Origin of the sequence: Plantactinospora sp. BC1, assembly GCF_003030345.1 — a bacterium.
Lineage (GTDB): Bacteria > Actinomycetota > Actinomycetes > Mycobacteriales > Micromonosporaceae > Plantactinospora.
Genome location: NZ_CP028158.1, coordinates 1430109 through 1442657 on the forward strand (window position 1 = coordinate 1430109; position 12549 = coordinate 1442657).

The following is a 12549-nucleotide window of genomic DNA, read 5'->3' on the forward strand; positions in this document are numbered from 1 at the left end:
CTGCGAAACCGTGGCTGGACGCTGAATACTTGCCAGTCCATATTTGTTTCGCGAGAGTGTCAGGATGCGCAACGACCAGCTGTCCGAGGTGTTCGACCTCGTCGAGATCCGAGGTGTCGTGGCCGGCGGGTTCGCGGCGCGTGGCCCGTGGGTGGCGCGGTCGCCCTGCGTGGACTCGCTGAAGCTCATCGCCATGGTGTCCGGCCACGGCCGGCTGCTCACCGACGGCATCGACGAGCCGATCGAACTCGCGCCGGGCGACGTCGCCATCCTCACCAACCGGTCCTGGCTGCAACAGGAGGGCGGCACCGGCACCGGACCACGCCGGCAGATCGGGCCCGAGGAGAACTTCACCGGCCTCACCGAGGCCGACCGCAGCACCGACGACATCGTCATCGGCACCGCCGTGGACATCAACCCGGCCGGCCGCGAGCTACTGCTGCGGACAATGCCGCCGGTGGGACACGTCCGGGCGTCGGCCGCGACCAGCATGCGCGGACTCCTGGACCAGCTGTTCGACGAGATCGCCGGCAACCGCACCGGCTCCGCGTTCGCAATCCGGCAATACGCCCAGCTCCTCGTACTCTCAGCCCTCCGCGCCTACCTCGACCAGGCCGAGGTACCGCCCGGATGGCTCCGGGTGCTGACCGACGAACGGCTGCGCCCTGCCCTCGAACTCATGCACTCCGAGCCCGGAAAGCCATGGGGCCTGGAGGACCTGGCGCGCGCCGCCGCGATGTCACGCTCCTCGTTCGCCCGGCATTTCCGGACGGTGGCCGGCGTCCCGCCGCTGACCTACCTCAGCCGCTACCGGATGCTCCTGGCCCAGCGGGCTCTGCGCGGCGCCGACGTACGCGTCGGTTCCCTCGCGGTCGACCTGGGCTACGCCTCTGAGGCCGCATTCAGCACCGCATTCAAACGAGAGACCGGAGAATCGCCCCTGCGCTACCGGCACCGCGCACGCAACGAGCGCGCCATCCCCCACGGCGCGGCCGTCTAATGAATCACTCGGCGCACGGGTCACCATGCGCCGCTCGGCGGAGCGATCTCTCGCTCCGACATTGACAGCTAGTTGATGCTCCCGGCGCACCCGAAGCGGTCGTCTCAGGCCGCGGAACGCTCGGCGATCGGCCGGCGGCGCAGGTTCACGTTCGAGACGGCCGGCGGTGTGTAGGCCGCCTGGTTGGGGCCGGCGTCGGTACCGGGCGGGGCAATCTCGTCGATCCGGTCCAGGATCTCGTCGTCCAGGGTGACGTCGGCACCGGCGAGCAGGTCGTCGAGCTGTTCCATGGTTCGTGGGCCGAGGATCGCCGAGGTCACGCCCGGGTGGGCGATCGCGAACGCCATCGCGAGGTGGGCCATCGGCAGGCCGGCCTTCTCGGTGAGCGGAACGAGTTGTTCGACCACCTCGAGCTTCCGCGCGTCGCTGAAGTACTGCGGCGTATGGCCGGCCCGGTGGGTGTCGGTCTGCTTGCCCTTGCGGTGTCGGCCGGTGAGCAGCCCCTGGCCAAGCGGGCTCCACACCAAGGTGCCCATCCCGTAGCGCTGAGCGATCGGCAGGACCTCGCGTTCGATGCTCCGGTTGACGATGGAGTACGGCGGCTGCTCGGCGTGGAAGCGCTCCAGGCCGCGCCGCTCCGCGACCCACTGCGCCTCGACGATCTCCGAGGCCGGAAAGGTCGACGTGCCGATCGCGCGCACCTTGCCGCTGCGGATCAGGTCAGACAGCGCCGACAACGTCTCTTCGATGTCGACCGTCGGGTCAGGGCGGTGGATCTGGTAGAGGTCGAGGTAGTCGGTCTGCAGGCGGCGCAGGGAGTTCTCGACCGCGGTCATGATCCAGCGCCGTGAGTTGCCCCGGTGATTCGGGTCCTCGCCCATCGGGTAGTGCACCTTGCTGGCGAGCACGACGCCGTCGCGGCGGCCCTTGAGCGCCTTGCCGACGATCTCCTCGGACTCGCCCTGGGAGTACACGTCGGCGGTGTCGACGAAGTTGATTCCCGCGTCCAGCGCCCGGTGGATGATCCGGATCGAGTCGTCGTGGTCGGGGTTTCCCAGGGCACCGAACATCATGGTGCCGAGGGCATAGGGGCTGACCTGGATTCCGGTCCGGCCCAGTGAGCGGTATCTCATGGTTCTGTCTCCCGTGAAGGCGTGTGTTGAGTGGCCGGCGCTGGCGAACGGCGCGGCGGGAAAGAACCTGACGCGCAGAGGCCGGGAACCCGACCAGAAGACGCGACCGATGTCTTGAGGCCCGGACTATCCGGACCGCGCTGAGGACGCCGTCCGCAGCTCCTCGTCGTCGAACACGATCTCGACCAGCGGGCTACGCGCGAACCAGTCGTCGAACTCCTGGCGCCGGGCGACCCGCGCGGCGATCTCGGGCCGGTTCTGGAGGTCGAGGATCGCGCTGATCACTCGCCGTCGGGTCGGCTCGCCGACAGGCACCGCGGTCGCGGGCAGGTCGGCGTTGACCCCGTGCTTGAGATGCACCATGAACCGCGGGTTGGCGCGCACGTTCGCGTACCAACTGCGGGGTCCGGGCATGCCGCTGAGGTACCAGCGACCGTCGACGCGGTGAAACCAGATCTCGATGCGGCGCGGGATGCCGGTGCGGGCGCCCAGCGTGGTGATGTCGATGGTGCGCTCAGCCGGGGAGGAGTCCGGTCCGATGGCGAGGGCTCGCGCGACGGCGTCATCCACGGTCACGGTCTCATCGGCCGTTCGTCGTCGAGGGGCACCTCGCCCCGTCGTTTTCGGTCCGGCCCAGGGTGTGGTGATTCATGCTTCTCGCTTCTCCCCTGGAGAGGGCTGAGTGTCTGCCGACCTTCATCCCTTGCCTCCTGTTCTGCCAGCACTGGTCCGGAATCCTGTGTCTGTTCCGGTAGTGATTCCAGCAAAACAAAGCCGCAAACTCCGTGCTAGCAGAATCGTCTCGGATAGTTGCACGATCCTCTTCGCGCCGGCGATTTCACGGCAACGCCGGCGCACCGGCGGCGGGGCCGGCTCCGCCGCGAATGCGTGCCGCGTCGATGCTGGGCGGAACACCGAACAGGCGCCGATACTCGCGGCTGAACTGGGACGGATTGTCGTATCCGACGCGACTGCCCACGCCGGTGATGTCGTGGGGGTTGTTCGCCAGCAGCAATCTCGCCGACTGCAGGCGGATGTGTTTTTGGTACTGGATCGGGCTCATCGCCGTCACCGCGTGGAAGTTCCGGTGGAAGGCGGAGACACTCATCCCCGAGAGGTGGGCCAGTTCCTCGACACGGAACGGCCGGGCGTAGTTCTCCCGGATCCACCGCACCGCCCGTGTGATGTGGCTGAGGCTGCTGTCCACGAGGCCGATCTGACGGACGAGGTCACCCTGTTCCCCGGTCATCAACCGCCAGAGGATCTCGCGCTTGAACAGCGGGACGAGCGCCTTCCGGTCCCGGGGCTGGTCGAGCAGGCGCAGCAGCCGCACGACGGCGTCGAGCAACTCGTCCGGGGCGTCACTGACCGCGATTCCCGGCCGTGCGGTACCGGGGGAACCCGGCAGATCCCCCGGCCCGACCTCCAGCAGCAGTTCCGCGACGGCGGCAGGTTCCAGGGTCATCCCGAAACCGAGTGCGGGGTGACCCGGGCCCGCGTCGACAACGTGCCCCGTCACCGGGAGATCGACCGAGGCGACGAGGTACTGACCGACGCCGTACTCGTACATTCGGTCCGCCAGCGCGAGGCGCTTGCCGCCCTGGGCGATGATCGCCAGAACGGTGCCCGACATCGAAGTCACCGGAGAAGCGCCGGGGTCGATCTTGCAGATCCGGACGCCGTCGATCGCAGTGGTCAGATCGGGACGTACATGCCGTTCCAGCAGGTCGCGCAGCTCGTGCAGGGACATCTCACGAGTGGAACACAGAACTCGCGGCGATCGACCGGCAGGGAGGGGCTCGTGACGCAACGCTACGCTACGGCCCTGCGGCCGATCCGCGACTTTACGATGATTTTCGTTTCTGGGGCCGTCTCGCGTGGGGTTACGGTATCGATCACCCTCGGAGGATCTTCGGTTGGGAGAGGTCCTGGTGCGGGTGCTCGTGTGTCCGTGGCGGCAGCGGTAGCCGGGTCGGCCGTGGACCCGGTGAGAGTCCATGATCCGGCCGCAGACGGCGCAGCAGACGAGACCAGCCAGGAGGTAACGGCGAGGAGCGCCATCAGTGGGGGTAGGCGGCGCCCCCCGGTGCGAGACCGCTTTCAGTGCCGACTATTCGTTGATCTTGTCCAACGGACTGAGATTCGCTTGATCTCACCCTCTCGCTTGCCACCTGGTGCAAGCTACCTGGAGGGAAGCACGGGCGCAGTGGCCGGGAGGTGTCGCGGTAACAAAGTGGACTGGACTCGCGCTGCGGATCCGGCGTAGCATCCTGCTCCAGAGAGATCGTCAAGCGATCGCCGCTGGTGGATGTAGACAGCGGATCGGGGGACCAATGATCTATGCGCTGCCACCGCAACGTTACTCTTCCTGCGCTGCCATAGCGCCGCATCCCTGGGTTCCTACCCTGGTTCCCGAGGAGCGCTACCGAACAATCCGGCAAGACTAGCGCCGATCTTCACGAGCCTATTGGCCTGATGTCGGCCGGTGTGCGTCGACCTTGGACCGACCTTCTGGCCGCAGTGGCCTGGACTTGCCTCCTCACCTCCAGAATGGTCGGACGGCGACGCCAGCAAGACCGCTGGCGGCGTGTCCAAGGCCGGAGCCGCGTCGGTGCCGTCGCTCGTAGGGCGAGGCGGCCGGCCGAGTCGCATCAATAGCACCTCCGGCCGTCTTCTGCGACCAAGCCGCCACCACTGCGCCGGAAACGAGGAACGCCCTCGCGCTGCCGGTTCACCGAGTCGAGCCGCGGCGTCCTGTGCTGGCTCAGCCTGGGAGCGGGCGGAACCAGCGGGTGGGAGAGACGACCGCCTACCTCCCTCCGCACGGCGGATACGTGCTGGCCGATCTCGATCCCCGGTGCGCCACTGCCTAGAGCAGTTTTGCCGACCACTGGAGCAGCAGGTCCGCTGAACGGCCCGCTCCACCCGAGGCACCAGATGAGAGGGGTTTCGCGAACCGTGGTGACAGTGGATATCTCCGGTCGCTGCCAGTCATACACCGAGAGCCAGGAGGCTCGCGCAGCCAAGCCCTACCCGTACTCCATTCCCTTCGAGGGGCACGTCGCGGACGGGCTCGCGGCTGCTCGACGGCAATACGCCACTACACGACGAGCGGGAGCACAAGCTGGCGCGGGCGAGTTCGTCCCGGTGCCCAAGGTGAGTCCGGCGCGGCTGCGGGCGGCCATCGACAAGGTGAGCGACGACCCTGCCTACCACGCGAAAGCGCAGCACCACAAACGCCGGATCGCGGAGTTGGACGGCGTGCGACGCGCGGCCGACATCGCGGAGGAGGCGTTCCGGACGCGCCGGCCGGTACGCAGACAGGAGAGGTCCGAATCAACGGAGGGTGGCCGCGGATGACACAGCAGGCGGGACGTATGGCCCGGCAGCTGCCGACGCTCAACGGTTTGCGGGGGATCGCCGCGGTAACGGTCTTCTTCTCCCACACGACGTTGTTCGGCTTCTTCGCCGACGAGCGGGTCGACGACTGGTGGTACGCCGTTCTCAGCCGTACCGGATCTGCCGCGCTCGGCTTCTTCTTCATCCTCAGCGGTTTCGTCCTGACCTGGTCGGCTCCCGACCACGAGCCGAATCGCCGGTTCTGGCGCCGTCGGGCCGCCCGGATCCTGCCGAACCACCTGGTCGTCTGTGCCGTGTTCATCGTTCTTCTGGTGCTGGTACAAGGGGGCGCGCCGCTGTGGCCGACGCTGGCGAACGTCGCGCTGGTGCAGAGCTGGATTCCGAATGAGTTCATCTTCAACGGAGTCAATCCGCCGAGCTGGTCGCTGAGCTGCGAGATCTTCTTCTACGCATCGTTCCCGTGGCTGCTCGCCGGCATTCGAAGGCTCTCCGCTGCCTGGCTCTGGTCGATCGCGGGTGGCATTGTCGCCGCGATGCTTGTCGCGCCCGTCGTCTCGACGACGTTCCTACCGGACGAGCCGACGTACACCTACGCGGACGCGGCATTTCCGCAGTTCTGGTTCGTACAACAGTTCCCGTTGATGCGGATGCTGGACTTCGTCCTCGGGATCGTCATCGCCCAGCTCGTCATGCGGGGGCTGTGGTTCAGGCTGAGCCTGCCCGCCGCCGCACTTGTCACGCTGGCCTTCTACGGCGTTTCCGAGGTCGTGCCGCTGCTCTACTCGGTGGTCGCGGCGATGGTCATCCCGCTCGCGTTGCTGGTGGCTGCCGCGGCGCGGGCGGACGTCGAGGGGCACCGCTCACCGCTGCGCGGGCGGGTCGCCGGCTGGCTGGGCGACACGTCCTTCGCCTTCTACCTCATTCACATCCTGGTGTTGTATGGTGCCGCGAACATGTCTCCGAACGGCTTCGGTGTCGCCGCTGCGCTGGCCGTGATGGTCGGCGCCTACCTGGCGACGCTCGGCTTTGCATCGTTGCTTCACATCGGCGTGGAACGGCCGATGATGCGCCGGTTCGCCAGATCCCGGAAACCTGCCGCCGGCCCTCAGCCCGCCGCGGTGGCTACCGCTTCGCCTGCCATTGAGCCGATGCCCGTCGCGACGGGTGACGGGACCCGAGTCAGCTAGCGACAGCCGGACGCCGGGCCGAACCCGGTGCCCTGGCTGATCCTGTCCGGATCAGCCAGGGCATCAGTTCACCGGACGGTCAGCGTGGCCCGGACCGCGCCAGCCGGACGCAGAGTGACCATCGGTACGACCTCCAGCCGCTCGTCGCGGGTGTCCACACGGTAACGGGCGAGCAACGCGCTCAGCAGTACGGTCATCTCCAGCAGCGCGAAGTGTTCCCCGATGCAACTGCGCGGCCCACCACCGAAGGGAAAGTAGGCGTAGCGCGGCCGCTCCTGCTGCCCGAGGAACCGGTCGGGCTCGAAGCGCTCCGGGTCGGGCCAGAATTCCGGATGCCGGTGCGTGACCCAGGGCGCAACCACCACCTTGGTATTGGCCGGAATTCGGTAACCGGAGACGACGACGTCAGACTCGGCCATCCGCTCCATGCTGTACACCGGTGGGTACAGCCGCATGCCTTCCATGGCCGCAGCTCGCACCAGTTCCTCGTCGCCCGTGCCGATCCCGGCCACGACCCGTTCCTGCACCTCGGGATGCTGACCCAGCAGGTGCATGGTGAAGGCCAGCCCGGCCGAGGTCGTCTCATGCCCGGCGAGCAGGAACACGAGCATCTGATCCCGGATCTCCTCCATGGACAGCGCCTGCCCGGTCTCCGGATCCTCGGCCGCGGACAACCGGCTGAGCAGATCCTCGTTCTCCTCGCCGCCCATTCGCTGGCGGGCGGCGATGATGCGGTCGATGATCTCGTACTGGGTCGCACGTACCTGCGTGATCCGGCGGGACCGCGGAGTCGGCCAGCTCAGCGGCAGCTTGACAACCTGTAGGGCGCGCGCCAGCGCGAGGTCGCCCAGAATGGGCATGAGCTCCTGGAGACGGGGGACGACCTCGTCGATGTCGTCGCCGAACAGTGCCCGGCCGACCACCCGCATCGTGTAGCGCTGCATGACCTGGTACAGGTCCACGACGGATCCCGTGGTGACCGCCATGTCGTCGACGACGCGGGCCGCTTCCTCGGCCATCAGCTCGGTGTAGCGGGCCACCCGGCGCGGCGTGAAGAGCGGTTGCAGCGTCCGCCGCTGTCGCAACCAACGGTCTCCGTCGCTGGTCAGCAGTCCCTCACCGATGAACTCCCGAAGGATTTCATACGCGCTCGCGCGCCGGCTGAAGACCTGAGGCGTGGTGAGGACCTGACGGATGCCGTCGGGGTGGTGCACGTTCACCACGTCGACGCTGACGGCACGTGGCCCCCGAGGCAGTCCGACGTGGTAGGCCACCACGTCGCCGTACGTGTGGAAGCCGTCCAGGATCGATCCCAGCAGGTCGTGGCGGAGCGCCGGCAGCATGCCGAGGAGCGGATGTCCGGCCGGACCCGGTACGGCGATGGCCTTGGACAACTGTGTCGTCACGGTGATCCCCCGTTCAGTTGATCGACCTACGTCGACTATATTTCCACGCGCCGTACCCCTTTCCAGTCCCTGGCCCCGCAGTGCGCAGCGATGGTCATCACCATCGCTGTCGCCAGCAGTCAAGAGTTCGGCACCAGCTCGGCCTCACTGGCCGGCGTGCGCTGCACGCCCGCACCGCCTCCATGAGCGGCGGGCCGCCACGCGGTGGCATTTCACCAGGAGGAAACGCACCCGGGGGCTGTGTCGAAGTGAGCCGGGGACGGCCGCCCGAACGCGGCCGTCCCCGTGGGGTCCTGCGGATGCCGAGGGATCACCCCGGAGTTCAGCGGTTCGCCGCCCCGCCGCCAGAGGCTGGCTGGACCCGCTCGAACCGCACCCGGCTCAGCCATCCCGGCAGGTCACTGAGCACGTAGATCTCGCCGTGCACGTCGACGTCGATCGCGGTCGGCTGGATCGGGAAGTTGCCGATCGTGGCGGACTCGTAGCCGCCCGTGGGTTTGGCGCGCACGGCGAACGCGAGGGTCGAGCAGTAGTCGCTCGCGATGTAGGTGCCCCATGCCTCCGGGGTGGCGGACCCCCGGTACACCACGCCGCCGGTCACCGAGCAGCTCTCGGTCATGAAGTGCTCGTACTCGAAGACCGGGTCGGTGTACCGCACGCCCGGCCGGCATTGCTCCGGGTCGAAGACCGGGGTGCCCTCCCGGCAGGACCAGCCGAGGTTCGCCCCACGCTGCGACGGGCGGATGTGGTTGACCTCCTCGATCAGGCCCTGGCCGACGTCACCGATCCACAGCGAGTTGTCGACCGGGTCGACGGAGAACCGCCACGGGTTGCGCAGCCCGTAGACCCAGATCTCCGGCCGCGCGCCCCGGGTGCGGACGAACGGGTTGTCGGAGGGTACGCAGTAGGGCTTCGCGCCGCAGGTGCGGTTGACGTCGATCCGGACGATCTTGCCGAGCAGGGTGCCGAGGTCCTGACCGGACTTGAACGGGTCGTTCGCGTGGCCGCCGTCGCCGAGGGACCAGTAGAGGTAGCCTTCGCGGCCGAACGCGACCTGTCCGCCGTTGTGGTTGCCGTACTCGGCGTGCTCCTGGGTGAGCAGCACCTGCACCCGCTCAGGAGCGCCGATGGGCACGCGCGCCAGGGTCAGCGCGCCGGCCGGCAGGCTCGTGTAGGCGACGTAGAGGATCCCGGTCCGCGCGAAGTTCGGCGCGGGCGTGATGCCGAGGAGGCCGCGCTCGTTGTCCGAGGTGTCGATCCGGGCGGTCAGGTCGAGCACCGGCTCAGCCGCCAAGCCGGTGTCGGGGTGGTAGGCACGGACGGTGCCGTTCTTCTCCGCGATCAGCAACCGGCCGTCCGGCAGCCCGGTGAGCGCGATCGGACGTTGCAGACCGGAGGCCACCTGTTCGGACACCACGGTCAGCTCGGTGAGTGGCACCGCGCGGGTGTGGGGTGCGCCGGCCGTGGCGGTGCTGGCCGCCGACGCCGGCGGCAACAGGAACGCATAGAGGGCCAGAACGAGCAACCCGGCCAGCACGGCCGGGCGACGACGCCGTCGCGACATGTTTCAGCTCCTCGAGCAAGTGGAGTGGAGGACGCGATCTGGGAGCGTTCCCACCGTACATCGACTTCTGGCAATATCCAAATCGTCGTCTCGCCGCCTCTCCGGGCAGAGCATGGAGTCCCCGGGGGCGGGCGGGGCGCCGGTGTCGGGCTCGCCTAGGCTCCGCCGGGTGATCGTGCGGAGGGCCAGCGTGGCGGACGTGGCGGTGCTCGCGGAACTGCGCGGCATCGACGGGGACAGGCTCGGCGGGTACGCCGAATGGGTTGCCGCCCACGCGGAGACCCACCTGCCGTTCGTCGCGGAGATCGACGGGTACGTGGTCGGCGCGGCCTGGCTCCTCGTCGCGGAACGGGTGCCGAGCAACGAGTCGCCGGAGCGGTGGTACGGCGACATCCAGTCGGTCGAGGTGCGTGCGGAGTACCGCAACCGCGGCGTCGGCGCCGCGCTGATGGCCGCGATCCTGACCGAGGCCCGCACGCGGGGGCTGCTGCACGTGACCGTCCACTCCGGACGCCGCGCGGTCGACTTCTACCTGCGCAACGGCTTCAACCAGCACCGCCAATGCTGCTCTGGGAGCCGAGCGTCTCGTGATCACCTCAGCTTGGCTCCGGGGTGGTCCATGGGCCGCCGCCGACACTGCCGTGACCTCGACCCCGGAAGAACTCCGGCTGATTGTTCCGTAAAGGCCCGTTCGCCCCATTCCGGATGGTAGAACTATCCAGATCTTGAGGGTTTGGAGGGTGCCGTGGCGGTTCATGCCGCTCTGCCGGCCGCCGCGACTCGCCCGCCCGCCGGGCACCCGAGTCGCAACGGCGGATTCCGGCGGGACATCGAAGGGCTGCGGGCGGTCGCGGTACTGCTCGTCGTGCTCTACCACGCCCGGGTACCCCTCGTCGGTGGCGGCTACGTCGGCGTCGACGTCTTCTACGTCATCTCCGGTTTCGTCGTCACCACCGTGTTGTTACGCGAGTTCGCCACCAGCGGCTCCATCTCCCTCCCGGCCTTCTACGCCCGGCGCGCCCGGCGGCTGCTGCCCGCCGCCGTGCTCACCCTCCTCGTCACACTGGTCGCCTCCTGGCTGTGGCTGCCGCTCCAGACGCAGTGGATCGCCAAACAGGCGGCCGCGAGCGCCACCTACAGCCTCAACTTTCTCCTCGCCATGAACAACGTGGACTATCTCGACGCGATGCGGCGGGAGTCTCCCCTGGAGCACTTCTGGTCGCTGGCGGTGGAGGAACAGTTCTACCTCGTCTGGCCGCTCCTGCTCATCGCGCTCTTCGCCTGGCGCCTCGGCCGGCGGGGCAACCGCGGTCGGGGCACCGGTCGCCCCGGCAACGGCCTGCCGCTGCTGATCGGTGTCGGCGCGGTCGCCGTACTCTCCTTCGCCTTCGGGGCCTGGCTCACGATCCACTCACCTGGTTACGCGTACTTCGTCACCCCGGCCCGAGCCTGGGAACTCGCGGTCGGCGCCCTCGTCGCCCTCACCGCTGGCGCCCTGGCCGGAATTCCCGGCCGGGTGGCCGCCGTCATGACCTGGGCGGGGCTGGCGGCCGTCGCGGCAGCCGCGCTGCTCTTCGACGCCTCGACCCAGTTCCCCGGGTACGCGGCGCTGCTGCCGGTGACCGGTGTGGCGCTGGTGATCGCCGGAGGCTGCTCGGCGCCGGGCGGAGGAGCCGCCGGGCTCCTCTCGACGGGGGTGCTCCAGTGGATCGGACGACTCTCGTACTCGTGGTACCTCTGGCACTGGCCCTTCCTGATCCTCGGGCCGGCCATCATCGGCGGCGCCGGCTCGCTCGGGCAGAACCTCGGACTCGCCGCCGCCGCGCTGGCCGCCGCCGCCATCACCTACGCCCTCGTCGAGAACCCGATCCGCCGCCTTCCCCGACTGGAGTCCAAGCCTCGGCGGACGCTGGGGCTCGCCGTGGCGTCGTCCGGGCTCGTCCTCGCCGTGGCGCTACCGATGCTGCTGCTGCGGCCGACGGTGGTGGGGCCAGGGGCACCGGTCGACACCGCGGCGACGCTGTCGTCCGCCAGCTCCGCCGAGGAGGAACTCGTCCGGCTGGTCGCCGCCAGCGCCGAGGCCACCGCGGTACCAGCCAACCTCTCCCCCGCCCTGCCCGACGTCACGGCGGACACCCCCACGGTGTTCCGGGACGGCTGCGTCGTACTGAAGATCACCGACACCGCACCGGCGCGCCCGTGTGTCTACGGCGACCCGGCGGCGCGGCAGACCGTCGTACTCTTCGGCGACTCGCACGCGGGAAGCTGGTTCCCCGCCCTGGACGAGATCGCGCACGCCCGCGGGTGGCGCCTCGTGGTGATGGTCAAGGGATTCTGCAGCGCGGCCTCGGTACGGTTCCGTCTCGACTCCATCGACCGTCCGTTCGACGAGTGTGTCGAGTGGCGCCGGAACATGCTGGAGTGGATCGCCGACCTGCGGCCGGCGCTGGTGGTCACCTCCTCCACCGACTTCACCTTCGGCGAACCGGTCGACGCCTTCACCGACCGGGACCAGGTCTGGACCGACGGCTGGATCCGCACCCTGGAGGAGCTCGGATCCCATGCCGGCGAGGTTGTGCTGATCAACGACACACCCTGGTTGCCGGCGACGGTTCTGGACTGCCTCGCCCGGCACCTGACCGACGCGCGCCGCTGCCACGCACCGGTACGGGACGCGCAACTGGAGCCGCGACGACGCGCGATGATCGCCGCCGCCGCGACGCAGCGCGGAGTCACCGTCATCGACCCGACGCCGTGGTTCTGCACGGCGTCGGTCTGCCCGGCCCTGATCGGCAACGTCGTCACACTCCGGGACGGCAACCACATGCCGGCCGCCTACTCCCGGCTGCTGTGGCGGGTCCTGGACGAACGGATCGGCCCGCGCCTCGGGATGTGAACC

Annotated in this window: 10 protein-coding genes; 5 read left to right on the plus strand and 5 right to left on the minus strand. The window is 68.8% G+C overall.

The genetic code is table 11. The annotated features are described in order from the left end of the window. Positions 1-64 precede the first annotated feature (64 nt). Positions 65-1000, plus strand: a complete 936-nt coding sequence (locus tag C6361_RS05990) for an AraC family transcriptional regulator (protein ID WP_107267047.1) — start codon at positions 65-67, stop codon at positions 998-1000. A gap of 104 nt (positions 1001-1104) precedes the next feature. On the opposite strand, the gene C6361_RS05995 is transcribed toward C6361_RS05990, so the two are convergent. The 3 genes from C6361_RS05995 to C6361_RS06005 form a co-directional block, all read right to left on the minus strand. After that, positions 1105-2133 carry an aldo/keto reductase gene (locus tag C6361_RS05995; protein ID WP_107267048.1) on the minus strand — a complete coding sequence of 343 codons (1029 nt, stop codon included), beginning with the start codon at positions 2131-2133 and terminating at the stop codon, positions 1105-1107. 126 nt (positions 2134-2259) lie between these two features. Beyond that, positions 2260-2709, minus strand: a complete 450-nt coding sequence (locus C6361_RS06000; RefSeq protein WP_199853263.1) for a nitroreductase/quinone reductase family protein — start codon at positions 2707-2709, stop codon at positions 2260-2262. Between the two features lie 262 nt (positions 2710-2971). After that, positions 2972-3883: an AraC family transcriptional regulator gene (locus C6361_RS06005; protein ID WP_107267049.1), complete on the minus strand. Its 912-nt coding sequence runs from the start codon at positions 3881-3883 to the stop codon at positions 2972-2974. Between the two features lie 1217 nt (positions 3884-5100). Between C6361_RS06005 and C6361_RS36875 the strand changes: the two genes are divergently transcribed. Next, positions 5101-5493, plus strand: coding sequence for a hypothetical protein (locus C6361_RS36875; protein WP_159079199.1), 393 nt, complete (start codon positions 5101-5103; stop codon positions 5491-5493). Further along, positions 5490-6680, plus strand: coding sequence for an acyltransferase (locus C6361_RS06015; RefSeq protein WP_107267051.1), 1191 nt, complete (start codon positions 5490-5492; stop codon positions 6678-6680). Before C6361_RS36875 ends, C6361_RS06015 begins: the two co-directional genes overlap by 4 nt. A gap of 68 nt (positions 6681-6748) precedes the next feature. Here the strand turns inward: C6361_RS06015 and C6361_RS06020 are convergent, their stop codons facing one another. Beyond that, positions 6749-8074 (minus strand): cytochrome P450, encoded by a 1326-nt coding sequence (locus tag C6361_RS06020; RefSeq protein WP_107267052.1) that lies wholly within the window; start codon positions 8072-8074, stop codon positions 6749-6751. A 334-nt stretch (positions 8075-8408) separates the two neighbouring features. After that, entirely contained in the window at positions 8409-9650 is a 1242-nt protein-coding gene (locus tag C6361_RS06025; protein WP_107256181.1) for a sorbosone dehydrogenase family protein, read from the minus strand. Between the two features lie 190 nt (positions 9651-9840). On the opposite strand from C6361_RS06025, the gene C6361_RS06030 reads away from it, so the two are divergent. Together C6361_RS06030 and C6361_RS06035 are read left to right on the plus strand one after the other, a co-directional pair. Next, entirely contained in the window at positions 9841-10362 is a 522-nt protein-coding gene (locus tag C6361_RS06030) for a GNAT family N-acetyltransferase (RefSeq protein ID WP_234359356.1), read from the plus strand. Between the two features lie 33 nt (positions 10363-10395). Continuing rightward, on the plus strand, positions 10396-12546 hold the full coding sequence (locus C6361_RS06035) for an acyltransferase family protein (protein ID WP_159079200.1): 2151 nt from the start codon (positions 10396-10398) through the stop codon (positions 12544-12546). The last annotated feature ends 3 nt before the right edge of the window (positions 12547-12549 follow it).

Excerpts from the sequence above, each read along its gene's own strand:
- C6361_RS06015 (WP_107267051.1), top strand. The coding sequence starts at position 5,490 with ATGACACAGCAGGCGGGACGTATGGCCCGGCAGCTGCCGACGCTCAAC.
- C6361_RS06005 (WP_107267049.1), bottom strand. The coding sequence starts at position 3,883 with ATGTCCCTGCACGAGCTGCGCGACCTGCTGGAACGGCATGTACGTCCC.
- C6361_RS05995 (WP_107267048.1), bottom strand. The coding sequence starts at position 2,133 with ATGAGATACCGCTCACTGGGCCGGACCGGAATCCAGGTCAGCCCCTAT.
- C6361_RS05990 (WP_107267047.1), top strand. The coding sequence starts at position 65 with ATGCGCAACGACCAGCTGTCCGAGGTGTTCGACCTCGTCGAGATCCGA.
- C6361_RS06025 (WP_107256181.1), bottom strand. The coding sequence starts at position 9,650 with ATGTCGCGACGGCGTCGTCGCCCGGCCGTGCTGGCCGGGTTGCTCGTT.